Below are 23,486 nucleotides of genomic sequence, written 5' to 3'. Positions count from 1 at the left end.
AACAATGGACCATCCACATGCAAACCGGCATCCCCTGGTTCATCCCCCCACCCCACATCGACCCCAAACAAACACCCCGCCGCAACCACCAACACCACAACTAAACCCACCGGGGAACGCAAGCTGGGAAACCCTCTGCCCAGGCAATCGGACACGGGGAAGCCGAGATGTGAGGGCGCGACGCGAAGAAGCCACCCGCACGCCGGGAAGTGCCTAAATGATCGCGCTGGGGAGTGCCTGAATAATGCTGGAACCCCCAGACCAAGTCGCGGGAGCCGTGGGGCCCGCGAAGGCCGGTTCGGGTGACAGAGTCCGCGCACTAATCAACGCAGCGCCCGGTCCCGTTCAGGGCGTCCGGGCGCTGCAGTAGCTTCTCAATTCGCGGGGGCAGTTCACCGCGTCAACTCATCGTCTGAATTCAGCGCGACGCCCTAGGCGTCCTGCCAGCCGCTGCCTTCCGCGAATGTGGCCACAACGTTTCCGACGCCGGCCTGCAGGGAGTTGGAGGGATCCTCATACAAAGTCGCCTCCGTGGCGCGGCTGTGCAGGATCAGCTGTTCGGCTTCAAGCTTCGCCTCAGAAACCGTGGCCCCAATAATGCCCGTGCGGGCCGGCAGTTCGGGCGTGTGGACTATTTCAGCGTCCATTTCCGACAGCGGGATGGTAGTCCCGGTCTGGATTTCATCGTGCGGAAACTCGAATTCGGCGTTGTCGGGCGCAGTAGGAACCGTGTATTTCAAGAAATAAGTCATGCTGCCGTCCTTGCAGAAAGGCCCCCATGGCCGAAACCCCGCCGCGCCTGCGAGGCAGATGAATCGCTCGAGCCAGCGTCCACCTGCACGCGTTTAACTCCCGGCCGCTATCTCCCTGCCGCGTATCCCTGAGCCCCGCGCGGATTGGCGGCGGCCTGGAGCACGCCCGTTGCCGGATCACGGCCGACGGCAGAGAGCCGGCCCAGCGCCCAGTCACCCGCCCGCGTGATTCTGTGCCCCCTGCGCTCGAGGCCCGCTATCACGTCGTCGCCCAGCCGGTCCTCGACGACGGCGCCACCCGGCTCCCACGTGCGGGGCCAGAACGAGCCGGGCATCGACGTCGTATGGAACGCTGGGGCGTCGATCGCCTGCTGCGGCGAATATCCGCCAACGATCGTCCGGAGCAGATACAGGAGCTGCCATTGATCCTGCTGGTCTCCGCCCGGTGAGCCAAGGGCAGTCACGGCAACGCCGTCGCGCAGCACCAGTGTTGGCGTCAGCGTGGTCCGGGGCCGCTTGCCCGGCGTGAGAGTGGACGGCGTCCCCTCTTCGAGCCATGTCATCTGCAGCCTGGTCCCGAGGCAAAAGCCCAGCTCCGGTATGGCAGGCGAGGACTGGAGCCAGCCGCCGGACGGAGTGGCCGAGACCATGTTGCCCCAGCGGTCCACGACGTCGATGTGGCACGTATCGCCGCGAGTCTCCCCCGTCGCCTCCACGGTGGGTTCGCCGAGCGTCGGCTCGCCAACGCCGGCGAAACCAACACCGGCACCGCCGGTCAGGCGCCGCCCGCCGTCGGCGTGCGGCCCGCCGTCGTCACCGGCGAGCGCTGGCGGCACATACTCGGTGCGCAGCGCGGGCATGAACGGCTCCCGGCCGGGCACGCTGCCAGGGCGGAAGTCGTGGGAGGCGTTGTCCGTGATCAGCTCGCGGCGCGAAGCGGCGTATTCGTACGACAGCAGGTAGTCCAGCGGAACGTCCGTGTCGCCGTAGTAGGCCTCGCGGTCAGCGAGCGCCAGCTTCTGCGCCTCAAGGATGGTGTGCGCGCCGAGTTCCGTGGAAGGGTCGAGGCGGTCGTCGTCGAAACCGTTCAGTATGGCCAGCGTCTGCAACAGGGCCGGCCCCTGCCCCCACGGCCCCGTCTTGGCGATGGTGTGGCCGCGGAATTCCAGCGTGGCCGCGTCTTCATAGGACGCGCGGAATCCGGCCAGGTCCGCCATGGCCAGAACGCCGCGGTGGTCCGTCCCCGACGAGTGGCGGTGCGGTGCCTGCACCGCCTTGGCCACGGCGCGCGCAACGAATCCCTCACTCCACTCCCGCCGAGCTGCGTCAATGCGCGCTTCACGCGTGTGCGACGCAGTCGTGACAGCCTCGCCGAGGCCGGCCCCCGCCTGCACCAGCTTCTGCAGGGTTCGGGCGTGGGCCGGATTCCGGATCAATTCGCCCTCCTCCGGAATCCGTCCGCCGGGCATCCACAACTCAGCGGACGTGGGCCAGTGCTCCCGGAACAGCCCGGCCACCGCGGCAATGGTGCTCCCTACCCGCGCCAGCACCGGGTGCCCATCCCGCGCATACCTGATCGCGAAGTCCAACACTTCCGCCAGTTCCCACGACCCGTGGTCCCGCAACAGCAAAAGCCAGGCGTCGACGGCGCCGGGTACTGCAGCGGCAAGCGCACCGGAGCCGGGAACCAAGTCCAGTCCTTCGTCCAGGAAGTGCTGAACAGTGGCGCCGGCAGGCGCCGGGCCCTGCCCCATCAGGATGACGGGTTTTCCCGGTTCCGCCGCTGTGCTGAACACTCCGGTCATGTCACCGCCCGGCCCGTTGAGGTGCGGCTCCACGACGTGCAGGACGAACGCGGCCGCGGTGGCGGCGTCGAAAGCATTGCCGCCCCGCTCCAGCACGGCCTGGGCGGTAGCCGTGGCAAGCCAGTGCGTGGAGGCAGCCATGCCGAACGTTCCCCGCAGGGTGGGACGGGTGGTGAATTGGTCCGGCCGCGTGAAACTCATGGGGCTACTGTAGCCACGCCCTCCCGCACAGCCCGGGACCCCGCGCAGGGGAGAGTCTGACGGGAAACTCGGTAACAATTCAACCGTGGACCGTTATGGCAAGGCTTTCGAGCCCAAATTCACCCCATAAGCTCGATTTCGCGTCGGCTACCGGTCAGGATGAACTAATGAAACGCGGAGCTCCTGTCGATGACATCAATGAAGATGACCTGCTGGTCGGAAAACCCAAGAAATCAGCCGCCGGGCTAAAGGCGGTCGAAGTCGCCCTCGAACGCGGGATCGCCCAGGCGGGCGTGACGCGGACTATGCAGTCCCTGCTGCGCCTGAACCAACGCGACGGCACGGACTGTCCGGGCTGTGCCTGGCCGGAGTCGCAAGGAACCCGCAAGCCGGCGGAGTTCTGCGAGAACGGCGCCAAGGCCGTCGCGGAGGAAAACACACTCCGCACCGTGACCCCGGAGTTCTGGGCGGAGCATTCCATCGCGGAACTGGCCACCAAAACGGAGTACTGGCTCGGAAACCAAGGGCGCATCACCCATCCGATGGTGATCCGCCCCGGTAACACCCACTACTCCCCCATCGCGTGGCAGGAAGCCTTCGCCCTGATCGGCGAGCATGTTCGCGCCACCACCCCGGAGCGCACGGTCTTCTACACCTCCGGCCGGACCGCCAACGAAACAGCGTTCATGTACCAGCTGTTCGCCCGTTCCATCGGCACCAACAACCTGCCGGACTGCTCCAACATGTGCCACGAATCCTCGGGCAGCGCCCTGAACCCGACCATCGGGATCGGCAAGGGGACCGTGTCCCTGGAAGACATCCACAACGCCGAACTGATTTTCGTTGTCGGGCAGAACCCCGGAACCAACCACCCGAGGATGCTTTCCGCGCTTGCTGACTGCAAGAGCAACGGCGGCAAGATCGTGGCCGTGAACCCGCTGCCGGAAGCCGGCCTCTTCAATTTCAAGGACCCGCAGTCGATCTCCGGCGTCATTGGCAACGGTTCGTCCCTGGCCGACGAGTTCCTGCCCATCAAGGTGGGCGGCGACCTTGCCCTGTTCCAGGCGCTCGGGCACCTCCTGCTTGAAGAGGAGGAGCGTGTCCCTGGCTCCGTCGTCGACCACGAGTTCGTCACGGCCAACACCGAGGGCTTCGACGCCTACCGCGCAGCCCGCAAGGATTTGGACTGGGCGGAAATCGAAATTGCCACCGGGCTGTCCCGGCTGCAGATTTCCACGATTGCCCAGATGCTGGTCAAGTCCAAGGCCACCATCATCTGCTGGGCCCTGGGCCTCACCCAGCAGCCGCACTCGGTGGACACGATCAAGGAGATCATCAACCTCCTGCTGCTGCAGGGGAACTTCGGCAAGCCCGGCGCGGGCGCCTGCCCCGTCCGCGGCCACTCCAACGTCCAGGGCGACCGCACCATGGGCATCTGGGAGAAGCCCAAGGAATGGCTCCTCGCCGCCCTCGACCAGGAATTCGGGATCGTTTCGCCGCGCGAGCACGGCCTGGATTCCGTGGAGACTGTTGAGGCTTTCGAGAACGACGACGTCGACGTCTTCGTTTCGATGGGCGGCAACTTCGCGCTGGCGTGCTCGGACACCGAAGTCCTGGAAGCCTCGATGAAGCGCGTCGGGCTGACGGTCCACATTTCCACGAAGCCCAACCGTTCGCACGTGATGCACGGCCAGACCTCGCTCATCCTGCCGACGCTCGGCCGGACCGACACCGACGACAAGCATCCCGGCGGCCGCCAGATCCTCTCGGTCGAGGATTCGATGTCCTGCGTGCACTCCACCCAAGGCCGGCTGACCCCCGTGTCCGAGCACCTGCTGGCCGAACCCGTGATTGTGGCCCGCATGGCCGCAGCCACGCTGGGCCCGGACCATGCCGTGGACTGGAAGGCGATGGCGGATGACTACGACGTGATCCGCGACCACATCTCCCGCGTACTCCCGGGCTTCGAGGACTTCAACAAGCGGCTCAGGATGAAGAACGGCTTCATCCTGCCGAACCCGCCGCGGGACACCCGCAGCTTCGCCACCGACATCGGCCAGGCGCGGTTTACCGTCAGCCCGCTGGAATACCTGAAGGCCCCCGAAGGGCACCTGATCCTCCAGACCGTCCGCAGCCACGACCAGTACAACACCACGTTCTACGGCCAGGACGACCGCTACCGCGGCATTTCCAACGGCCGCCGGGTCGTCCTCATCAACAAGGACGACGCCGCCGAGCTCGGCTTCCAGGACCGCGATCTTGTTGACGTCGTCAGCACCTTCCAGGGCCAGGAGCGCCGGGCGGACAAGTTCCGGCTGGTGTTCTACCCCACTCCCCGCGGGTGCGCAGCGGCCTATTTCCCGGAGGCGAACGCCCTGGTCCACCGCGAGCTCGTGGCCCGCGAGTCGAACACCCCCGGCTACAAGGCCATGACGGTGCGGTTCCTTCCGCATGAGGAGCAGGTCCGGCAACTGAGCTGACCTCAACACACAGATGTCAACACACAACTGAAGCGGCCGGCGGTAAATGCCGCCGGCCGCTTCAGTTGTTTGGCCTGCTTGTGTGGCCGCTACTTCGCGAGGCCGGCCTTCCGCAGCGCTTCCGCCATGGCCGTGTTCGCCTGGCTCGGTGCCTGTTGAGGAGACGCCTTCCGCGGGGCTGCCGTCTCTTGACGGCTGCCTCCGGCTTGGCGGTTGCTTCCCGCCTGACGGTCCCCGGAACGTGCCCGGTCCCCGCCCGCCTGACGGCCCCCGCTCTTCTGACGTTCTCCTGAAGGTCCGCTTCCTCCGGAGGGCGCCGGTTCGTCGTCGAGCCTCAGCGTGAGGGAGATGCGCTTACGCTCGGGGTCCGCCTCGAGCACCTTCACCTTCACCACCTGGCCGGATTTCACCACCTCGCGCGGATCCGACACGAAGCGGTTGGCGAGTGCCGACACGTGGACCAACCCGTCCTGGTGCACGCCGACGTCGACAAACGCCCCGAACGCGGCAACGTTGGTGACGGTTCCCTCGAGCACCATGCCGGGCCTGAGGTCGGAGATCTTCTCGATGCCCTCGGAGAAGGTGGCCGCCTTGAACGCCGGCCGCGGATCCCGTCCCGGCTTCTCCAGCTCGGCGATGATGTCGCGGACCGTGGGCAAGCCGAACGTGCCGTCCACGAAGTCCTCCGGATTCAGGGAACTGGCCGCGGCCGCCCCCGCCGGCAGAAGCCCAGCATGGACCGGCCCACCTGCGTTGCCGGATGCAGCCCCTGACCGAGCACCCGCCGCGGCTAGGATCTTCCGCGCCACCGAGTACGCCTCCGGGTGCACACTGGAGGCATCGAGCGGCTCGGCTCCCCCGGTGATCCGCAGGAACCCGGCGCACTGCTCAAAGGCCTTGGCGCCCAGCCGCGGCACCTTCTTCAGCTCGCTGCGCTTGGCGAAGGGCCCGTGCTCGTTCCGGTAGGCCACAATGTTTTCGCTCAGCAGCGGTCCGACGCCGGCCACTCGGCTCAGCAGCGCGGGCGATGCCGTATTCACGTCCACCCCCACCGCGTTCACGCAGTCCTCCACTACGGCGTCCAGGCTGCGGTCCAGCTTGGCTGCGGTCACGTCATGCTGGTACTGCCCGACGCCGATCGACTTCGGATCGATCTTCACGAGTTCCGCCAGCGGGTCCTGCAGCCGCCGCGCAATGGAGACGGCGCCCCGCAGGGACACGTCCATGCCCGGCAGTTCGGCCGCGGCCAGCGCTGACGCCGAGTACACGGACGCGCCGGCCTCGGACACCACGAGCTTCTGCGGCTTCACAGCCCCGCTGGCAGCCGCCCCAGTCCCGGCAGCCGCCTCTGTTCCTGCGGCCGCCTCCGCGGACAGCCTCTTGAGCAGTTCGGCCGCGAGCTTGTCCGTCTCGCGCGACGCCGTCCCGTTGCCGATCGCCACCAGCTCGACGGCGTGCCTCCGCGCCAGCCGTACGAGCGCGGCCAGCGCCTCGTCCCACTTGCGCGCCGGGGCGTGCGGATAGACGGTGTCCGTGGCCACCACCTTGCCCGTCCCGTCCACCACAGCCACCTTCACGCCGGTGCGCAGCCCGGGATCCAGGCCCAGGGTGGCGCGGTTTCCGGCGGGGGCGGCCAGCAGCACATCCCGCAGGTTGGCGGCGAAGACACGGACGGCCTCGTCCTCCGCGGCGGCGAACATCCGCCCGCGCAGGTCAGCCGTCAGCCGCGCCAGCACCCGGGAGCGCCACGCCACCTGTGCAGTCTGCAGCAGCCAAGCGTCGGCAGGCCGGCCGCGGTCGGCCACCCCGAGGAACCTGGCCACCGCTGATTCGTAACGGGCGCGCGCGGCGGCGAGGGCGTCGTCGTCGGCCGGGTCCGCCTCGGCAAGGTCGAGCTCCAGGACGCCGTCCTTCTCGCCGCGCAGCAGCGCCAGCACCCGGTGCGACGGCATGCCCGACGGTGCCTGCGAGAAGTCAAAGTAGTCGGCGAACTTCTGGCCGTCGGACTCCTTGCCCTTCTTCACGCGCGACGCCATCCGCCCCTGCGTCCACAGCCTCTCCCGCAGCGTCTCGGCGAGGTCGGGATCCTGCGCCACGCGCTCCACGATGATGGCCCGCGCGCCGGCGAGCGCGGAAGCCGGGTCCTCGATAGCGTGCTCGGAGTTCAGGTACTTCGCGGCCTCCTGCTCCGGATCCAGCTCGGGCCGTTTGAGCAGCGCATCCGCGAGCGGCTCCAGCCCGGCCTCGCGGGCGATCTGCGCCTTGGTGCGGCGCTTGGATTTGAAGGGCAGGTAAATGTCCTCCAGCCTGGATTTTGTGTCGGCGCCGACGACGGCGGCCTGCAGTTCCGGCGTCAGCTTCCCCTGCGCGGCGATCGCTTCAAGGACGGCACGACGGCGGTCCTCCAGTTCGCGGAGGTACCGCAGGCGCTCGTCGAGCTCGCGGAGCTGGGTATCGTCCAGCGTCCCGGTGGCTTCCTTGCGGTACCGGGCGATGAAGGGAACGGTGGATCCGCCGTCGAGCAGGTCCACGGCGGCCTTCACCTGCCAGGTCTTCACGCCGAGCTCGTCGGCGATCTGGGCCGCGATGGAGGCGGCGCCTTGGTCGGCAGCACGCTCAGCGGTGGGCGTGGGTACTGTTGCTGGCGCGGGCACGGAACGGGGCTGCGGGATTTGGGTCACCCGTACATTTTGCCTCACTTGGCCCCGCACGGCGGGAAAACAGCCCATCCGGGAGGGACCCCGGCCGGAAGACGGGGGCACACGGCGGGCACGTCCAGCAGGCCGGCCCGGGCCAACCAACGCACTCTACCCACGGCAGGGCTTAAGTGGTGTAGTGACTGTAGGCAGCGAAAGTCCTCGGCATAGGCGGCGCATCATGCAGGAATTGCTGATCATTCTTCAGGACGGCTTCAACGGGGACGAAGTCGCCATCACGGTCAACGGCAAGGAGGCCCGGTACGACCGCGATGTCACTACCCGGGCGCTCCTGGGAATGGCCGAGGAAGTGTCCGTGGAACTGCCCGCAAAAGGCGCCACGGTGGGCGTGGAAGTCACCAGCCGCAACCTCAGCGCCGAAAAGAAGCTCCACGGCAGGCCCCGCAGCCTCCTCGTGTCCATCGAGGACGGCGAGCTGGTGCTCAGCGAAGGGACCGGGCGCGAGGCGTTCCTCTGAAGCGCCTTGCCGCTGAAGACCCTACTGTCCTTGGGTCTCCGCCAACGACAGCGCCTCGTCCAGCACCTTGCCGAAGTTCGCGGCGTCGTGCGCGAACCGGCCCAGGAAGAGGCCCGACACACCCTTGAGGTCGGGCAGCAGCCCGGGCTTCGCGGAGCCGCCGTAGATGACCGGCAGCTCCCGCAGACTGCGGCCGCCGTGCGAACCGCCCTCATTGGACCGGTGGGCGTCCAACATGTCCCGCAAGGAACGGACGACGGCGGACACGTATGCCGCGCTGGCCGGCTCGGCAGCGCCGATGGCCCAGACGGGCTCATAGGCGATGACCAGCCGTGACGCGAGGTCCCAGTCGCCCCGGATCGCGGCCTCGATCTGTCCGTACACAAAAGCGGCTGCTGCCCCGGCGCCGTCGGCTGGATCGGCGTCCGCCGCCGGAGTGGTTTCCTCCCCGACGCACAGCAGCGGGGTGACGCCGGCGCCGTCGGCCGCCTTGACCTTGAGCGCAACCATGGCGTCGTCCTCGCCGAAGTGGCGGCGGCGTTCGGCGTGGCCGATTTCGACCAGCCGGACGCCCAGCTCAGCGAGGAGCGACGGCGACACTTCCCCGGTCCACGGGCCGTCGGCCCAGCCGCAGTTCTGTGCACCAAGGACCAGCGGCGAGCCGGCAATGATCTCGCCGGCGGCTGGCAGCACGGGGAAGGACGGGATGACAAACGGGACCACCCGCCCGGCCGCGAGGGCCGGACGGGCGTCCACTTCATTGCGCAGCTCGCCCAGCCAGCGCAGGCTGTCCCGGTAGCCGAGGTACATCTTGGTGCTGACTCCGACGTACACGGTGCCGGTGCTGGCCGGGTTGAGCTGCGTCAATGTGTTTCCTGCCGTTTCGTTCCGGGACTGGCATTCCTCGACTTGCGAAGGCGCCTGATCAATACGAGGTTCGATCGGGCACCAGCCAGCCTCTTTCAGTGCCTACTTTTCCAGGAGTTCGTCTGCCTTGTTCTGGAACTTCCTGGTACCAAACATCATGGCTGCTGCGAGGAACGGCAGCACACCGAGCGCGTAGACACCCATGGTGCCGGTGTCCGATGCGGTGACCTGGTTGACGGTGGTCCGCAGGATCGGGGCTACGAAGCCGCCCAGGTTACCGAGCGAGTTGATGAGTCCGATGCCGGCCGCGGCAGCGGTTCCGGTGAGGAACGCCGTCGGGTAGGACCAGGCAATGGGACCGATCGAGAGGAAGCTGCAGACCGCCAGCGAAATGAAGACGATGCCCAGTGCCGGAACGTGGTTGGCGCCGGCCCAGGCCGAGCCGAAGATGCAGAGGCCCGTGGAGATGAACAGCCCGGTACCCCAGACACGGCGGCGGACCACCGTGTTGGCCGCCTTGCCGATGAAGTAGCAGGCGAAGATGCCGAAGAACCACGGGATGGCTGCCATGAGCCCGACGGCGAGGCCAACTTTCTGGCCGGTCAGCTGGGCCACCTGCTGCGGGAGGTAGAACGTCACGCCGTAAACCGCGATCTGGAGGCAGAAGTAGATCACCGTGAAGTACCAGACCTTGCCGTTCTTCATGGCCGCGAGCACGCCACGGGGACCGGATTCTTCCTTGACGGTGTCCTCGAGGGCCATGACGTCAAGGAGGGCCTTCTTCTCGTCCTTGGCCAGGAACTTGGCGTCCTGCGGGCTGTTGATGAGGAAGAAGAAGGCGGCGACGCCGGCGAGCACCGCGAGTATGCCCTCGACGAAGAACATGACCTGCCAGCCCTGGACGCCGGGGACCTGGTCGCCGATGTTGATGAGCCAGCCGGACAGCGGTGCGCCCATCATCTGGGAGAACGGCTGGGCCAGGTAGAAGATGGCGAACATCTTGACGCGGACCTTGTTCGGGAACCAGGCCGCCAGGAACATGATGACGCCCGGGAACAGCCCGGCTTCGGTCACACCCAGCAGGAACCGCAGGATGATGAAGGAGGTCTCGCCCTGGACGAAGGCGAAGCAGGCCGAAACGATGCCCCAGGTGATGGCGATACGGGCCAGCCACACCTTGGCGCCGAACTTGGTCAGCAGCAGGTTGGACGGGATCTCGAACAGGGCGTAGCCGATGAAGAAGATGCCCGCGCCAAGGGCGTACGCACCGGCGGTGATGCCTTTGTCCACGCCGAGGGCTGCCTCGGCGAAGCCCACGTTGGTGCGGTCCAGGAAGGCCACCACGTAGAGGATGACGAGCATCGGCATGAGCCGGAAGGACGCTTTCGAGATGGCCGATTTGAGAACCGGCGAGTCCAGCAACTCCTTGGTGGTGGACGTCGATGATGCGACAGTCATTCAAACTCCTCGTTGAGTAAGTCAGTGAGCAAATCAGATGGGCAAAACGATGAGACCGATTCGACGGGAATCAGTCAGGTAATTCAGCGGAGCGTCTGAGTCAGCGGAGCCCTCAGAGCGAGAACGCGATGAGCAGTACGCCCACCAGGCTGGCGAGGACGCCGACGGCCAGGTAAATCTTGCGTTCCCTGGTCCACGAGCTGAATCCGGCGGTAAGTGCCTGGGCGCTTGCCGGCCGTGTGCTCGCCGGGCCGGCGCGGTGGTTGTTCTGGGCCATGGTGGTCCTTCCTAGTGCATGTAGAGGCCGCCATCCACATTCAGCGTCTGGCCGGAGATGTATCCGGCGTCCTCGCTGATGAGGAAGGCGATGGCTGCTGCGATGTCGCGGGTGGATCCGACGCGGTTGACCACGAGGTCCTTGGTGAGCTCGTCCTTGCGTTCCTGGCTCAGCGTTCCTCCCATGATGTCGGTGTCGATGGGGCCCGGCGAGATGGCGTTGACGGTGATGTCGTACTCGCCCAGTTCGCGGGCGGTGGCGCGGGTCAGGCCGATGACGCCGGCCTTCGCCACGGAGTACGGGGTCTTGGAGAAGGTTCCGCCGCCGCGCTGGGCGGAGACGGAGGAGATGTTCACGATGCGTCCGATCCGGTTCTTGACCATGGACTCTGCGACGCGGCGCGTGGCGTAGTGGACGCCGTTGAGGTTGATGTTCAGCACGCGGTCCCACTCGGCGGCGTCGAGCTCCAGGTACGGAACTGGCGAGCTGACGCCTGCCACGTTGGCGAGCGCGACGATCTGCGGAAGTTCGGCCTCGATCGAGTCGATCGCGGCACGCACCGACGCCTCATCGGCCACATTGGCGCCGGCGCCGTGCGCCTTCACACCGTATTGTTCCGCAATTTCCTTGGCCGTGGCCCGGCAAAGGGCGTCGTCGAGGTCGATGATGCCGATGTTCCAGCCCTGCTCGGCGAGGTAGTTGGCCGTGGCCCGGCCGATCCCGCGCTCGGAGACGGCTCCGGTAACGATTGCGGTGCGTTCTGACGGAAAAATGCTCATGAATAGGCTCCTGGGGTGTGGCGAAGGGCAGGCAGCAACAGTCACTGCCCGGCAAGGACCGGGCAGTGACTGACGCTTTCTTGCGGTCCGGACCAGAAGGCCCGGACCAGTGGGTCGTTAGTGGATCAGCGCGTAGTTAATGGGCGCTGTTAGTTGATCGGCGCGGGGCCGAGGTCTTCGATGAGCTTCTGCATCGCAACGTAGGCCTTGTTGCGGTAGGCGATCAGCTCGGGCGTGCGCTCGGCCGGGACGTTCAGGAAGCCTGCGCCGGTCTTGGTGCCCAGCTTGCCCGCCTCAACGAGGTCCGTGAGGATCTTGGGCGTGGCGAAGCGCTCGGGGAAGTCGGTCTGCAGGGACTTGTAGCAGAAGTTGTAGACGTCCAGGCCGGCCATGTCGGCGATGGCGAACGGGCCGAAGAACGGGAGCCGGAAGCCGAAGGTGGTGCGGACCAGGGTGTCAACGTCTTCCGCCGTCGCAATGCCCTGTTCCACCAGCTGCGCGGCCTCGTGGAACAGCGCGTACTGCAGGCGGTTGAGCACGAATCCGGTGACGTCCTTGACCACGGCGGTCTGCTTGTTGGCGGCGTGGACGAGGTCCCGGACGGCGCCCACGGTCTCGGCCGAAGTGCCTGCGTGAGGGATGATCTCCACACCCGGGATGAACGGCGAGGGGTTGGAAAAGTGCACGCCCAGGAAGCGTTCCGGGTTGCTGACCGGTTCGGACAGGTCCGCGATGGAGATGGTGGAGGTGTTGGAACCGATGATCGCGTCCGGACGGGCGGCCGCGCTGATGCGGGCCAGCGTCTGGTGCTTGATCTCGATGACCTCGGGCACGGCCTCCTCGATGAAGTCGGCGTCCGCGACGGCCTCCTCGATGTCCTTGGCAGCCCAGAGGTTCTGCTTCAGGATCTCGGTGGCTCCTGCTGGGAACAGGCCGTCGGCCACGAACTGGTCGGATTCGGTGAGGAGCCGCTCGTAGTTCTTCTGGGCAACCTCGGCGGACACGTCAGCCAAGGCAACGCGTGCGCCGCCAAGGGCCAGGACCTGCGCGATGCCGCCGCCCATGTATCCCGAGCCGACGACGGCAATCTTGCGCGAGCTGTTGGGTGTTTCTGTCATGGTCAGTCAGCCTTCGTGTAGTCGGGTTCGTAGGAGCAGATGGCCTCCACCTTGGCGGCCGAGGACGAGTTCTCATCGAAGCGGTGCGCGAGCCATTCGCCCACGAGCTTCTTGGCGAGCTCGAGGCCGATCACGCGCTGGCCCATGGTGAGGACCTGGGCGTTGTTGCTCAGGACGGAGCGCTCAACGGAGTAGCTGTCGTGTGCGGTTACGGCACGGATTCCAGGTACCTTGTTGGCCGCGATGGCCACGCCGAGCCCGGTGCCGCAGATCAGCAGCGCCCGGTCGGCTTCGCCCGCGGCTACTTTGCGGGCGGCGTTGACGGCGACGTGCGGGTAGGCAGTGGAATCGTTGGCGCCCACGCCGATGTCCAGCACCGATGCCACGCGGCTGTCTGCCTCGAGCAGGGCCTTCAGGGCTTCCTTGTATTCGACGCCGGCCTCATCGTTGCCGATGACAATGCGCCAGCCTGCGGTGTCAGTCATTTTTTGCTCCATTTCCGGCCGCTGCGGCCAGCTTTGAATTGTCGGCGCCCGAAGTCCCGGCGCCGGATTCGATGTACGTGGCGATCCGCTCGGTGATCAGTCCGAAGGAGACTGCGCCCGGATCGGGGTGGCCGAGGCTCTTTTCAGCCAAGGGGCGGGCCCGACCCTTGAGGGGGCGAAGGTCCGCGGTCTGCCGGGCGGCTTCCGTTGCCGCGGCAGCGGCTTCGGCGAGGGCGCTGCCCAAGGAGGCACCGCCGTCGGACGCTTTCAGGAAGGCGTCCCGGAACGGCAGCAGGGCGTCAACCATGGTCTTGTCCCCCGGTTCTGCCTTGCCCAGTTCGGTGATGGCGTCCGTGAAGGCGGTGACGGCGGCTGCCGCGTCTGCGGCCCGGTACGACTCGCGGTTGCCCAGGGCCAGGCCCGCTGCGATCACGGCCGATCCCCACAGCGCCCCGGAGGTTCCGCCGGCGCGCTCGCTCCACGCTTCTCCGGCCTCGGTGAGGACGTGCTGTACCGAGGCTCCGGCCGCCGCGTTCTGCTCGCCGGCGGCCGTTGCGGCGTCCACACCGCGGCGCATGCCGATACCGTGGTCGCCGTCGCCGGCAATGGCGTCCAGGTTGCCCAGTTCCTCTTCATGTTCGACGACGACGTCCCGCACCTGGGCGAGCACGGCGGCTGCCAGCCGGCCCAGGTCCGCGGACGCCGCAGTGGCCTTCTCGGTCTCTTCCGCAGCGACGGCTTCGGGTCCGGCCATTTCGCGGCGGGCACGCGGCGCGAGGTTGCCTTTGCGGTACGCCGGGGTGTCGGCCGGGGCCGCCCAGAACTGCTCGAGTTCGTCGTCGAGCCACAGGAGGGTGAGCGAGAGTCCGGACATGTCCAGGCTCGTGACCAACTCGCCGCACTCCGGTTCCACCACTGTCAGGCCGGCCTTGCTGAGGAGCTTTTCGACCTTGCCGAAGAGGAGGAACAGTTCGTCGTACTTGACCGTGCCTAGGCCGTTGACGATTGCCACCACCCGGTCACCGGAGTCTGCCGGCTTATCCTCCAGGAGGCGGGAGACCAGTAGCTCGGCCAGTTCGGAGGCGGTGGGCATGGGGTGTTCGGAGATGCCGGGCTCGCCGTGGATGCCCAGGCCCAGCGACATCTGGCCGGCCGGCACCTGGAAGAGCGGCTCGGAGGCGCCGGGCAGGGTGCAGCCGCTGAAGGCCACGCCCAGTGAGCGGGTGCGGTGGTTCGTTTTGATGGCCAGCCGTTCCACCTCATCGAGGCCCAGGCCGGCCTCGGCTGCGGCGCCTGCGATCTTGAAGACGGTGAGGTCGCCGGCGATGCCGCGGCGCTTTTCGATCTGGTCCAGCGGGGCGCTGGCGATGTCGTCGGTGACCAGGACGGTGCGGGTCTCGATGCCCTCGGCGTTGAGCCGCAGCTGGGCCTGGCCGAAGTGCAGGACGTCGCCGGCGTAGTTGCCGTAGCTGAGGAGCACGCCGCCGCCGGCGTTGGCTGCCTTGGCCACTCGGTAGACCTGCCCGGCCGCGGGGGACGCGAACATGTTGCCGCAGGCGGAGGCTGCGGCAAGCCCCGGGCCGACGAGCCCGGCGAAGGCCGGGTAGTGTCCTGAGCCGCCGCCAATCACGAGTGCCACCTGGCCGGAGGTCATTTCGGTGGAGCGGACGACGCCGCCGTCCACGCGGGCGACGTAGCCGCGGTTGGCAGCCACGAAGCCGTCCAGCGCCTCATCCGCGAAATCAGCGGGATTGTCGAAGATCTGAGTCATGGTTCCTCATTGAATCCGAGTTGGGTTGATCAGTTCTGGCGGGCACCGGCCGGAGTCGTACTCCGGAGGGCCCCGGGATGACGGCCGTCCGAGCGCTGCCGGCGGCCGCCGTCGGAAGTCAGGCTCCGGTGGGAACCTGACTTCCGGGAGACTAGGAGCTGGCGACTCCGACGGCGGCCGGCTGCTGCCGTCCCTGTGCCACGAGGCTCTTGCCGAGCGCGTAGCCGTCCTTCTTGGGCAGGACGTGGCGGCGCAGGTATTCCTGGTTGCTGGCCGTCACGGAGAGGCCGTCTCCACCGTAGTGCTCGGTGCAGATGATGCCCTGGTAGCCGGCGGCAATGGCCACCTTGAATGCCTCGCGGTAGTTGATCAGGCCGCTTTCCATGGGGGCGGGCATGGCCACGTAGCTGTCGCGGGCCACGTCCTCGTCACGGATGTAGTTCTTCATGTGCCAGTAGTTGGAGTACGGCATGGTCTTGGCGACCATTTCGCGCCAGTCCTCGATGGGCCGGTGCAGGCGGATCAGGTTTCCGATGTCCGGGTTGAGGCCCACGTTGGCGAGCCCGATGTCCTGGACCAGCTGCACGGACGAGTCTGCCGTGCCGAGGTAGGTGTCCTCGTACATTTCGAGCGAGAGCAGGACGCCCACCTCTTCGGCGTGACGGCCCAGTTCGCGGAAGCGGGTGACGGCCTTGTTCCAGGCGTCTTTGTCCCCCACTGGATCCTTGTAGCCCTCGACGGTCCAGAACCACAGCTGCCTCTGCTGCTCAGGGGTGATCGCCTGGTGCAGGCCGAACGAGACAACCTCGCAGCCGAGCTCGGCGGCGGCGTCGATGGTGCGGTGGCTGTATTCGAGGTTGGCTTCCCAGTTGCCTTCCTCGATCACGCTGCGGCGGATGGCCGAGATGACCGGGATGCCGACGCCCACGTCCTGGGCGGTCTGCTTGAACTCGGCGAGGCGCTCCTTGCTGAGGTCGCCGGGGCGGACCCAGCTGTCCGTGAGGTCGGCGTTGCTGAAGCCGGCTTCCTTGACCTCGGTCAGGACCTCGGCCCAGGCGGACGCGTCGGCATCGTTGATGTGGTTGCCCTGCGCGTCGGTGCCGGGAAACTGCAGCAGTGCTGCGGTGATGGGCCAGTTATCAGCTGTGTAAACCACGTTGTTGTTCACTCCTTTGTGGAAATCCTCTTTCCTATAGGATTCATCATCGTGTGGGGTGTTGTCAAGGTCACACGGCAAGCTTAGTGTCCTTTCGCGGCGAAAGCGGCGGTGTCGAAGACCTCAGGGTTGAGGACATTCCGGGGCCGCTCCCCCGCCGCGACTGCGAGGATCGAGGCGAGGGCTCCGTCCGCGACGTCCCGGGTGAAATCGGCCGTCCAGCACAGCGAATGAGGCGACAGCACCACATTCTCCAAGGTCAGCAGCGCGTCATCGGGAAGCAACGGTTCCGGCTCGAAGACGTCCAAGCCGGCGCCGGCAATGCGACCGGACCGCAGGGCGTCTCGCAGGGCGTCCGTATCCACAAGCTTCCCCCGGCCGATATTGATGAGGTAGGCGCTCGACTTCATCCGGGCCAGGGCGTCTGCATCAATCAGCTTTTCTGTGGCCGGGGTGAGCGCGGCACAGAGCACCACGTAGTCCGAGCGCTCGAGCAGTTCGTTCAGGCCGAGCAGTTCCACACCTAGCTCGGCGGCCTCCGGATGGCGGCCGCTTCGGTTGTTGCCGACGACCTTCATTCCCAGCGGCGCCAGCAGCCTGGCGAGCTCTGCGCCCACGCTCCCGAAGCCCACAATGCCCACTGTCTGGCCGACGAGGGGCGCACCGCGATACTGTTCGCGGGAGGCCCAGTCGGACGTGCGGGTCAGCCGGTCTTTGGCCAACAGGTTGTGCGAGAGCGCCAGCAGCAGGGTGAGTCCCGCGACCGCGAGCGGCCGCCGGATGGCATCCGGGGTGTTCGTGACGACGACGCCGGCGCGCGTGCAGGCGTCGAGGTCGATGGTCTCGTAGCCGGCCCCGAAGCGGGCAACCAGCTTCAGTTCTGGCGCGTGGTCCAGCGTGCGCGAATCGAAGGCGATGTGGCCCAGTGACAGAACCGCGTGGACGCCGGCAAGGTCCGCTGGCGGGATCGGGTCCGTGTAACTGGGCAAGACGCTCCAGCTGATGCCGTTCTCGGTTAGTCTCCGGAGTCCAAGGTCTCCATGGATGGAGCTTCCGTCGGGCCGCGCGGCGTCGGCCGTGACGGCTACGGTGAACGGCGGGCGGGCGGTTCCCGCAGTAGTGGTTCCCTCCGCCAGTGTGGTTCCCGCCGCCGGGGCGGCCGCCGAGGTGGCGACCGCCGTCGTCGTCAATGCATTTGTTGCTGTGCTCATGCGTCGGTTCAGCTTTCTGTCTGCAGTACTGCGGTCTTGTCCTTGATGGGTTCGCGGACCAGCACGGTGTATGCCACGGCGGCGAGGGCGGCGATGATGCCGCCGATCACGAACGACGGCGCGTAGGAGCCCGTGGCGTCCGCGATCACGCCGGTCAGCAGCGGGGCGAAAGCGCCGCCGAAGTAGCCGCCGAAGTTCTGGATGGCGCCGACAGATGCCACCTGGGAGTTGTCCACGATGTCACCGGGCATGGCCCAGGCAGCCGCCTGCATGGTGGCGACGAAGCCCAGCGCCACGGTCATCACGGCGATGGCGAGCGGGAGGGAATCCACGAACGGAATGAGGCAGATCAGGATGCCGGCAGCAATGGCAGCCACGGACATGACGTGGCGCTTGGCCAGCAGCGGATCGCGGCCGGCCTTCTTGGAATAGCGCGTCATGACCCAGCCGCCGGTGATGCCCAGGATGGCCGCACCGAGGTACGGTACCGCAGCCAGCCAGCCGGAGTTGGCGATGCTCGCTCCGCGCTCTTCCTGCAGGTAGAGCGGGAGGAAGACGATGAAGATGTTCCAGATCCAGATGACGCAGAAGAAGCCTGCCATCATCCCCCAGATCTGGCGGTGCTTGAACAGGCCCAGCCAGGAGACCTTCTTGGCGGAGAGCTGCTGGGTGGTGCGTTCGGCTTCGATGTAGGCGAGTTCCTCGTCGCTGATGCGCTTGTGGTCCTCGGGGGTCCGGTAGTAGAGGAAGAAAGCGACGGCCAGAATCAGGCCGGCAATGCCGAGGAAGATGAAGATGGCCTGCCAGCCGAAGGCGAGCATGATGGCGGTCAGGATGGGCGGGGCAATGGCGGGCCCCCACTTAGAGCCGCTGTCCCAGATGGCGGTGGCCTGGCCACGCTCGGCCCGGGGGAACCAGTCGGCGGTCAGCTTGGCGGACGCCGGTCCATTGGGGGCTTCGGCCACGCCCAGCAGGAAGCGGAAGGTAAGAAACTGCCACATCTTGCCTCCGACGGCCATCAGCGCCGTGGCGATACTCCAGCCGGCGATGGCCAGGAAGTACATGCGGCGGGCGCCCAGCTTGTCCACCAGCCAGCCGGCCGGGAGCTGGCTGAAGGCATAGGTCCAGGAAAACACGGTGCCTAGCAGACCGATGTCCGTCCGGGTCATGCCGAAGTCTTTGATGAGCTGTGGCGCAGCGATGGAGATGGCGCTGCGGTCCATGTAGTTGACGATGCCCGCGAGCAGGGCCCAGCCGAGGATCCACCATCGCAGATTCTTGATAGTGCGGCGTGTTGCTGAGTCCCTGGGCTTGGCGGCCACTGTGTCTGTCTGCATTTTCACTCCCTTGTGATCGCGGTGTCGGCAGCATTGCCGGCACAATCAAAGATCCTATAGGGACATCGGACAGGCTGTGAGGATCGTCACACAGTTGTTACCAACCGCGCGTCGTTTTCCGGGGTAAGCTCACGCGGCCGCCCTCGGCCGCTTTTCAGGCGGTCCTGTGGACCCTCTGGTCAGGCTGCCCCGCGACCTTCAGGCTAGTCAACCGGAGCATCGGCCATGGCCCGCTCGCGGACTCTTTGGACGTGATCCGCCATGGCGGCCGCGGCTTTTTCGGGATCGCCGGTGGAAAGTGCGTCGAGCACCGACTGGTGCTCCGCGATGGCGTTCTCGGCGTCCGTGATGCCCACGCCGCCGAACAGCCGGAAGCGCTGGACCTGTCCGCCCAGAGCGGCGTACGCGGAAACCATGAACTGGTTCCCGGTTTGCTGGGCGATCAGCTGGTGGAAGCGTTCGTCGGCTTCGAGGTAGTCCTTGTACTCGGAGAAGGACGGGCCGCGTGGTGCCGATTTCAGGTCCTCGACCGCCTGTTCCAGCTCGGCGAACCGCTGCGGTGTCAGGCGCGCGCAGGCGAGCCGCGCGTTGACGGGCTCGATCGCGAGGCGCGCTTCCATGAGCTCGGCGAAGTCCTCCCGGGTGAAGACCGGGGCCACTCTGTAGCCTTTCAGCGCCACCCGCCGGACCATGCCGGTGTGCTCCAGCCGCGCCAAGGCCTCACGGACCGGAGTGGGCGAAACGTCGAGTTCGCGGGCGGTTCCGTCGATGCTGACTGCGGCGCCGGGCTCCAGCCGTCCGTCCATCAGGGACGCCAGGAGTTCCTCGTAGACATGGTCTGCCAGGACCTGGCGGCTGACGGTGCGGCCGCCCCTGCGGTCAGCCTGCACGGCGGGCTGGCTGCCGGGTCGGGGGCCATTGGACGCTTTCTGCATGGTCAAATCCTATAGGGGCCGGCCTTGGGCTGACCCCACGGCCTGATCAGCGGGAAGCTATGGACCACACTTCACCTTTCCACCGGTTTGAATGATGGTGAAGCTCCATTCCGCGGTCGATTTCTGCAGGTCCGCGAATGCCGCAGTCACGCGGACAGTCAAGGGGGTGACGCCGGGGTTCGCTAGGACGATGGGAGATCCCTCACTGATGGCGATCGGCCCCGTTCCGGAGCCGGCGGGGTATTCGGTGGCCAGGGGACTGTACGTGCCATCCGCCTGGCGGGCAGCGATGGTGAGCGTGACGGGGCTCTGCGCCGACGAGACTGTCAGGGTTGCCGTCTTTTCATTGGTGCTGTTGGCGCAGGTCAGTGTGATCGGGGAACCCCAGTTGACACCTGCCGAGACGGACATAGTCGCGGTGGCTGACTGCTGCCAGAGCGCGACGGCGGCAGTGCCGCCAATGCCGAGGAGCACCGTCAGCATAAATGCGAATAGCGCCAGCATGGCGCCGGGTATCTTGGCCTGGGGGGTCATGCCGCCTCTCCTGATTCCAGGCGCCGGCTGCGGATGTGCCGGACGATAAGCAGAAGGCCGTAGCCGATGAGACCGGCAGCGCCCGCCGTCACCCAGAGGCCACGATCCGCATTGCCGAGTGCATTGGCAGCGTAACCTACAAGCGGGACGGCGTAGAACAATTTCCCTTTGACCTGGAGTTCACGGACCGGGTTGGCGTCGTTGATGTCGTTGTTGTCACCCTTGGTGATCAGGGTTCTTTCCCCGGTCTGCGTGGCACCGAAACCGACAATCCGGTGCGTCTCCACTGCCGGCTTGCCCGATTCCAGCTGGAACGTGACGATGTCGCCGTATTTGAGTTCGCTGAATGCGGCGGGCTTGACCACCAGGAATGTGCCCGGCGAGTACTTCGGAGCCATGGAGTTGGTCAGCACCGAGTAGGTCTGGGAACCGGTGGCCTTGGGTACGAGGATCAGCACCAGTGCGGCGAAAACTGCGACCGTCAGCAGCACGACGGTGGCGACGCGGCCCGCGCCAGCCAGCCGGCGGCGGGCCGGCTTTGTTGTCTGGTCGGTGCTTGCGGCCTGTTCACCGGCAACCTTCGTGCCGCTCTTTGAAGCGGACATTCTGCCGCTGGCCGGGAAGGTATCAAGCGCAGCCACTGGGCACCCCGCAGAGCTGCGTAGCGGTGAGGGGGATCGAGATGCTCACGGCTTGTCCTTTCACAGTGGCTGGAGCGGTGGAGGAGAGCTTGACTTCGAAACAGATGATGGTGGTTGCGCCCTTGGGGACTGCCGCCGTGGTGAGGCCGGCCGGGGAGAGCTGGGTATAGCCCGTGGTGGTGCTGCATTCGGCGGTCGTCGCCACGTTCTTGGCGCTAACGGTCAGGTATTGCGCCAGCGATCCCCCGCCCACGTTAGTGACTGTTGGGGCGCCGGCGGTGACGCTGATGCTGAACTGCCCACCGGCGTCGGAATTATTGGTGGCCGAAACGCTGGAGTGGACCGCGGCGCCCGGCGTCAGGGGCGCTAGGGGCGTGCCCGAGGTGGTCAGTGCAAGGGTGGCCGCCCCTCCGCCGGCCAGCGTCATGTTGGTGACCTGGCCGGAGGGCAGCCCCGTGAGGCTGACGTTGAATGATGCGGCGGATACGGATCCGGGAGCAGCGGAGGCATTGGCCGCCCACAGGGCGTACGAGCCCTGCACGGTCAGGAGTCCCAGGAGCACCGCCGCGGCGATCAACGCGGCGGCCCGCAAACTGCGCGGGATGCCCATGATTCCTCCTCCTGACCCTCTTCTGGTTATTGCCTCGGTGCGGATGCCGGCCACCCGCGAAGTAAAGTCCGCGGGTGGCCGGCAGTTCGCTAGGACAGGCCGGTCTGGGTGATCTGCTGCAGGGTGAACGCGACGTTGCCGAAGTTGTATGTCGCGCTGACGTCGGCGCGGCCCGTGGTGGTGGAGAGGAACTCGAAGGTGATGGTGGCTGTGACCGTCTTGGAGGTCGTCAGCGGGTTGGCAACGGTCACGCCGCCGACGGTCAGCACGGGGCCGGAGACAACGACGTTGGCCGGGGTGAATCCGTTGGCCGTGCCGGTGCCGGTGGCAGTGATGTCGGCAGCCATCTTGTTCCCCGTGAGGGTCACGTCCAGGACCTGGGTGTAGGTGAGCTTGTCACCCGGAACAACTTTGTAGGTTGCGATGTCGATCGTGGTGCCGGCGCGGTCTTTCCACACGCCGGCCGCGGACTTGGCGACGTTCAGGTCGCCGGCGATGACGGTGCCGGGCGCCGCGTTGTCCGATGCGTTCCAGGAGGCCAGCGTGCCGCCGCCGCCCAGCAGCAGTGCAGCGCCTACGGCGATGGCGGCGGTTCCCTTGATCAGTGCGCTGTTCTTCATGATGAGACCCTTCAAATTTTGTGGTGGCAGTTGTCTTGCTACCCAGAACAATGCCGCGCCTGGCTCAGGACTCGATGCCACAAAAGGTCAAGATTCACTCAAGAAAAAATTGCCCCGAAAACAAGGTCAAACAAAGGGAACCGCCCGGTGTCCGGACGGTTCCCCTGGTTGGGTGATTCTGGGGCTGGCTAGGCCGTCTCGTACACCGGGTAGTCGGTGTATCCCTTCGCGCCTTCGCCGTAGAACGTGGCCTGGTCGGGCTCGTTCAGGGGCAGGCCTTCGCGCCAGCGGCGGGCGAGGTCGGGATTGGCGATGGCCGGCCGGCCCACCACCACGGCGTCCGCGTGACCGTCTGCCACCAGCGCGACTGCCTCCTCGCGGGTGGTGACGAGCCCGAACCCGGTGTTGACCAGGAACGTGCCGTTGAAGCGGGCACGCAGATCCTGGACGAGTTCACCCGAGGGGTCGCTGTGCAGAATGCTCAGGTAGGCAAGGTTCAACGGAGCGATCGAGTTCACCAGCACTTCGTAGGTGGCCCGGACATCCGCAGCATCATTCTCGTCGATGCCTTGAACATTGTGCTCCGGCGAAATGCGGATGCCGACGCGGTTGGCTCCGAGCGCTTCGACGACCGCATTGACGGTCTCGATGACAAAGCGCGCGCGGTTTTCGGGCGAGCCGCCGTAGCTGTCCGTGCGCACATTGGCATTCGGCGCCAGGAATTCATGCAGGAGGTAGCCGTTGGCCGAATGCAGCTCGACCCCGTCGAACCCCGCTTCAATGGCATTGCGCGACGCCGTGACGATTTCCTGGAGGACTACCGGCAGTTCATCCGTAGAGAGCTCGTGCGGCACCGGGTATGCCTGCTTGCCGGTGTATGTGCGGGTTTCGCCCTCGACGGCGATGGCGCTCGGCGCAACGATGCGGTGGCCGCCCGTGATGTCCTCGTGGGAGACACGGCCGCCGTGCATGATCTGCGCGAAAATCCGTCCGCCCTCTGCGTGGACTGCGTCCGTGACGTTCTTCCAGCCGGCGATCTGCTCAGGGGTGACAATGCCGGGCTGTCCCGGGTAGGAGCGGCCTGCGGGGCTGGGGTACGTGCCCTCACTGACAATGAGGCCGAGGGTGGCCCGCTGGCGGTAGTGCTCCGCCACGAGCGGTCCCGGTACGCCTTCCCTGCCCGAGCGGAGGCGGGTGAGCGGTGCCATGACAAGGCGGTTGGGCAGTTCGAGCTCACCGAGGGACAGCGGAGAAAACAGCATGCGTGGTTCCTTT

21 protein-coding genes are annotated in these 23,486 nt (G+C 66.6%); 2 read left to right on the top strand and 19 right to left on the bottom strand.

Going from position 1 to position 23,486, the window contains the following annotated elements:
* Positions 1 to 431: 431 nt before the first annotated feature.
* Both ABFP37_RS14395 and ABFP37_RS14390 read right to left on the bottom strand, forming a co-directional pair.
* A complete protein-coding gene (locus ABFP37_RS14395; protein WP_347033981.1) occupies positions 432 to 752 on the bottom strand; it encodes a hypothetical protein in 321 nt (106 codons plus the stop codon).
* A 107-nt stretch (positions 753 to 859) separates the two neighbouring features.
* The gene (locus tag ABFP37_RS14390; RefSeq protein WP_347033980.1) at positions 860 to 2,758 is read right to left on the bottom strand and encodes a gamma-glutamyltransferase; all 1,899 of its coding nucleotides are present in this window, start codon (positions 2,756 to 2,758) and stop codon (positions 860 to 862) included.
* 167 nt (positions 2,759 to 2,925) lie between these two features.
* On the opposite strand from ABFP37_RS14390, the gene ABFP37_RS14385 reads away from it, so the two are divergent.
* Complete coding sequence (locus ABFP37_RS14385) at positions 2,926 to 5,238, top strand: FdhF/YdeP family oxidoreductase (protein ID WP_347033979.1); 2,313 nt, start codon at positions 2,926 to 2,928, stop codon at positions 5,236 to 5,238.
* Positions 5,239 to 5,327: 89 nt separating this feature from the next.
* On the opposite strand, the gene ABFP37_RS14380 is transcribed toward ABFP37_RS14385, so the two are convergent.
* Positions 5,328 to 7,826 (bottom strand): Tex family protein, encoded by a 2,499-nt coding sequence (locus tag ABFP37_RS14380; RefSeq protein WP_347033984.1) that lies wholly within the window; start codon positions 7,824 to 7,826, stop codon positions 5,328 to 5,330.
* Positions 7,827 to 8,115: 289 nt separating this feature from the next.
* Here ABFP37_RS14380 and ABFP37_RS14375 point away from each other — a divergent pair, with 289 nt between their 5' ends.
* Positions 8,116 to 8,412, top strand: coding sequence for a hypothetical protein (locus ABFP37_RS14375; protein ID WP_056633683.1), 297 nt, complete (start codon positions 8,116 to 8,118; stop codon positions 8,410 to 8,412).
* Between the two features lie 21 nt (positions 8,413 to 8,433).
* Here ABFP37_RS14375 and ABFP37_RS14370 read toward each other — a convergent pair whose 3' ends face one another.
* The 16 genes from ABFP37_RS14370 to ABFP37_RS14295 form a co-directional block, all read right to left on the bottom strand.
* Positions 8,434 to 9,279: a triose-phosphate isomerase family protein gene (locus tag ABFP37_RS14370; protein WP_347033978.1), complete on the bottom strand. Its 846-nt coding sequence runs from the start codon at positions 9,277 to 9,279 to the stop codon at positions 8,434 to 8,436.
* A 102-nt stretch (positions 9,280 to 9,381) separates the two neighbouring features.
* On the bottom strand, positions 9,382 to 10,737 hold the full coding sequence (locus ABFP37_RS14365; RefSeq protein WP_347033977.1) for an MFS transporter: 1,356 nt from the start codon (positions 10,735 to 10,737) through the stop codon (positions 9,382 to 9,384).
* Positions 10,738 to 10,849: 112 nt separating this feature from the next.
* The gene (locus ABFP37_RS14360; protein ID WP_347033976.1) at positions 10,850 to 11,014 is read right to left on the bottom strand and encodes a hypothetical protein; all 165 of its coding nucleotides are present in this window, start codon (positions 11,012 to 11,014) and stop codon (positions 10,850 to 10,852) included.
* 11 nt (positions 11,015 to 11,025) lie between these two features.
* Positions 11,026 to 11,793: an SDR family oxidoreductase gene (locus ABFP37_RS14355; RefSeq protein WP_078028591.1), complete on the bottom strand. Its 768-nt coding sequence runs from the start codon at positions 11,791 to 11,793 to the stop codon at positions 11,026 to 11,028.
* 149 nt (positions 11,794 to 11,942) lie between these two features.
* Positions 11,943 to 12,911, bottom strand: a complete 969-nt coding sequence (locus tag ABFP37_RS14350) for a 3-hydroxyacyl-CoA dehydrogenase family protein (protein WP_185982336.1) — start codon at positions 12,909 to 12,911, stop codon at positions 11,943 to 11,945.
* A 2-nt stretch (positions 12,912 to 12,913) separates the two neighbouring features.
* A complete protein-coding gene (locus tag ABFP37_RS14345; protein ID WP_078028589.1) occupies positions 12,914 to 13,396 on the bottom strand; it encodes a ribose-5-phosphate isomerase in 483 nt (160 codons plus the stop codon).
* Positions 13,389 to 15,167 (bottom strand): dihydroxyacetone kinase subunit DhaL, encoded by a 1,779-nt coding sequence (gene dhaL, locus ABFP37_RS14340; RefSeq protein ID WP_078028588.1) that lies wholly within the window; start codon positions 15,165 to 15,167, stop codon positions 13,389 to 13,391. The genes ABFP37_RS14345 and dhaL overlap by 8 nt, the downstream gene beginning before the upstream one ends.
* A gap of 151 nt (positions 15,168 to 15,318) precedes the next feature.
* Complete coding sequence (locus ABFP37_RS14335) at positions 15,319 to 16,323, bottom strand: sugar phosphate isomerase/epimerase family protein (RefSeq protein WP_347033975.1); 1,005 nt, start codon at positions 16,321 to 16,323, stop codon at positions 15,319 to 15,321.
* Positions 16,324 to 16,406: 83 nt separating this feature from the next.
* Positions 16,407 to 17,534 carry an NAD(P)-dependent oxidoreductase gene (locus ABFP37_RS14330; RefSeq protein WP_347033974.1) on the bottom strand — a complete coding sequence of 376 codons (1,128 nt, stop codon included), beginning with the start codon at positions 17,532 to 17,534 and terminating at the stop codon, positions 16,407 to 16,409.
* An 8-nt stretch (positions 17,535 to 17,542) separates the two neighbouring features.
* Entirely contained in the window at positions 17,543 to 18,871 is a 1,329-nt protein-coding gene (locus tag ABFP37_RS14325; RefSeq protein ID WP_347033973.1) for an MFS transporter, read from the bottom strand.
* A 203-nt stretch (positions 18,872 to 19,074) separates the two neighbouring features.
* Positions 19,075 to 19,806: a GntR family transcriptional regulator gene (locus ABFP37_RS14320; protein WP_078028585.1), complete on the bottom strand. Its 732-nt coding sequence runs from the start codon at positions 19,804 to 19,806 to the stop codon at positions 19,075 to 19,077.
* A 57-nt stretch (positions 19,807 to 19,863) separates the two neighbouring features.
* The gene (locus ABFP37_RS14315; RefSeq protein WP_078028584.1) at positions 19,864 to 20,340 is read right to left on the bottom strand and encodes a hypothetical protein; all 477 of its coding nucleotides are present in this window, start codon (positions 20,338 to 20,340) and stop codon (positions 19,864 to 19,866) included.
* Complete coding sequence (locus ABFP37_RS14310; RefSeq protein WP_347033972.1) at positions 20,337 to 20,981, bottom strand: signal peptidase I; 645 nt, start codon at positions 20,979 to 20,981, stop codon at positions 20,337 to 20,339. Before ABFP37_RS14310 ends, ABFP37_RS14315 begins: the two co-directional genes overlap by 4 nt.
* Positions 20,968 to 21,591: a hypothetical protein gene (locus ABFP37_RS14305; RefSeq protein ID WP_078028582.1), complete on the bottom strand. Its 624-nt coding sequence runs from the start codon at positions 21,589 to 21,591 to the stop codon at positions 20,968 to 20,970. The genes ABFP37_RS14310 and ABFP37_RS14305 overlap by 14 nt, the downstream gene beginning before the upstream one ends.
* Before the next feature lie 89 nt (positions 21,592 to 21,680).
* A complete protein-coding gene (locus tag ABFP37_RS14300) occupies positions 21,681 to 22,211 on the bottom strand; it encodes an alternate-type signal peptide domain-containing protein (protein ID WP_078028581.1) in 531 nt (176 codons plus the stop codon).
* Positions 22,212 to 22,399: 188 nt separating this feature from the next.
* Positions 22,400 to 23,473, bottom strand: a complete 1,074-nt coding sequence (locus tag ABFP37_RS14295) for an alkene reductase (RefSeq protein WP_347033971.1) — start codon at positions 23,471 to 23,473, stop codon at positions 22,400 to 22,402.
* Positions 23,474 to 23,486: the final 13 nt, after the last annotated feature.

The organism is Burkholderia sp. RS01 (assembly GCF_039748055.1).
Lineage (GTDB): Bacteria > Actinomycetota > Actinomycetes > Actinomycetales > Micrococcaceae > Arthrobacter.
The sequence above is the reverse complement of the archived record's forward strand: the minus strand, read 5'-3'. Positions and strand labels throughout refer to the sequence as shown.

What these genes read in the sequence shown, in the direction of transcription:
- ABFP37_RS14395 (WP_347033981.1), bottom strand. Translation starts at nt 752, where the DNA reads ATGACTTATTTCTTGAAATACACGGTTCCTACTGCGCCCGACAACGCC.
- ABFP37_RS14390 (WP_347033980.1), bottom strand. Translation starts at nt 2,758, where the DNA reads ATGAGTTTCACGCGGCCGGACCAATTCACCACCCGTCCCACCCTGCGG.
- ABFP37_RS14385 (WP_347033979.1), top strand. Translation starts at nt 2,926, where the DNA reads ATGAAACGCGGAGCTCCTGTCGATGACATCAATGAAGATGACCTGCTG.
- ABFP37_RS14375 (WP_056633683.1), top strand. Translation starts at nt 8,116, where the DNA reads ATGCAGGAATTGCTGATCATTCTTCAGGACGGCTTCAACGGGGACGAA.
- ABFP37_RS14365 (WP_347033977.1), bottom strand. Translation starts at nt 10,737, where the DNA reads ATGACTGTCGCATCATCGACGTCCACCACCAAGGAGTTGCTGGACTCG.
- ABFP37_RS14360 (WP_347033976.1), bottom strand. Translation starts at nt 11,014, where the DNA reads ATGGCCCAGAACAACCACCGCGCCGGCCCGGCGAGCACACGGCCGGCA.
- ABFP37_RS14355 (WP_078028591.1), bottom strand. Translation starts at nt 11,793, where the DNA reads ATGAGCATTTTTCCGTCAGAACGCACCGCAATCGTTACCGGAGCCGTC.
- ABFP37_RS14350 (WP_185982336.1), bottom strand. Translation starts at nt 12,911, where the DNA reads ATGACAGAAACACCCAACAGCTCGCGCAAGATTGCCGTCGTCGGCTCG.
- ABFP37_RS14345 (WP_078028589.1), bottom strand. Translation starts at nt 13,396, where the DNA reads ATGACTGACACCGCAGGCTGGCGCATTGTCATCGGCAACGATGAGGCC.
- dhaL (WP_078028588.1), bottom strand. Translation starts at nt 15,167, where the DNA reads ATGACTCAGATCTTCGACAATCCCGCTGATTTCGCGGATGAGGCGCTG.
- ABFP37_RS14330 (WP_347033974.1), bottom strand. Translation starts at nt 17,534, where the DNA reads ATGAGCACAGCAACAAATGCATTGACGACGACGGCGGTCGCCACCTCG.
- ABFP37_RS14325 (WP_347033973.1), bottom strand. Translation starts at nt 18,871, where the DNA reads ATGCAGACAGACACAGTGGCCGCCAAGCCCAGGGACTCAGCAACACGC.
- ABFP37_RS14320 (WP_078028585.1), bottom strand. Translation starts at nt 19,806, where the DNA reads ATGCAGAAAGCGTCCAATGGCCCCCGACCCGGCAGCCAGCCCGCCGTG.
- ABFP37_RS14315 (WP_078028584.1), bottom strand. Translation starts at nt 20,340, where the DNA reads ATGACCCCCCAGGCCAAGATACCCGGCGCCATGCTGGCGCTATTCGCA.
- ABFP37_RS14305 (WP_078028582.1), bottom strand. Translation starts at nt 21,591, where the DNA reads ATGGGCATCCCGCGCAGTTTGCGGGCCGCCGCGTTGATCGCCGCGGCG.
- ABFP37_RS14300 (WP_078028581.1), bottom strand. Translation starts at nt 22,211, where the DNA reads ATGAAGAACAGCGCACTGATCAAGGGAACCGCCGCCATCGCCGTAGGC.
- ABFP37_RS14295 (WP_347033971.1), bottom strand. Translation starts at nt 23,473, where the DNA reads ATGCTGTTTTCTCCGCTGTCCCTCGGTGAGCTCGAACTGCCCAACCGC.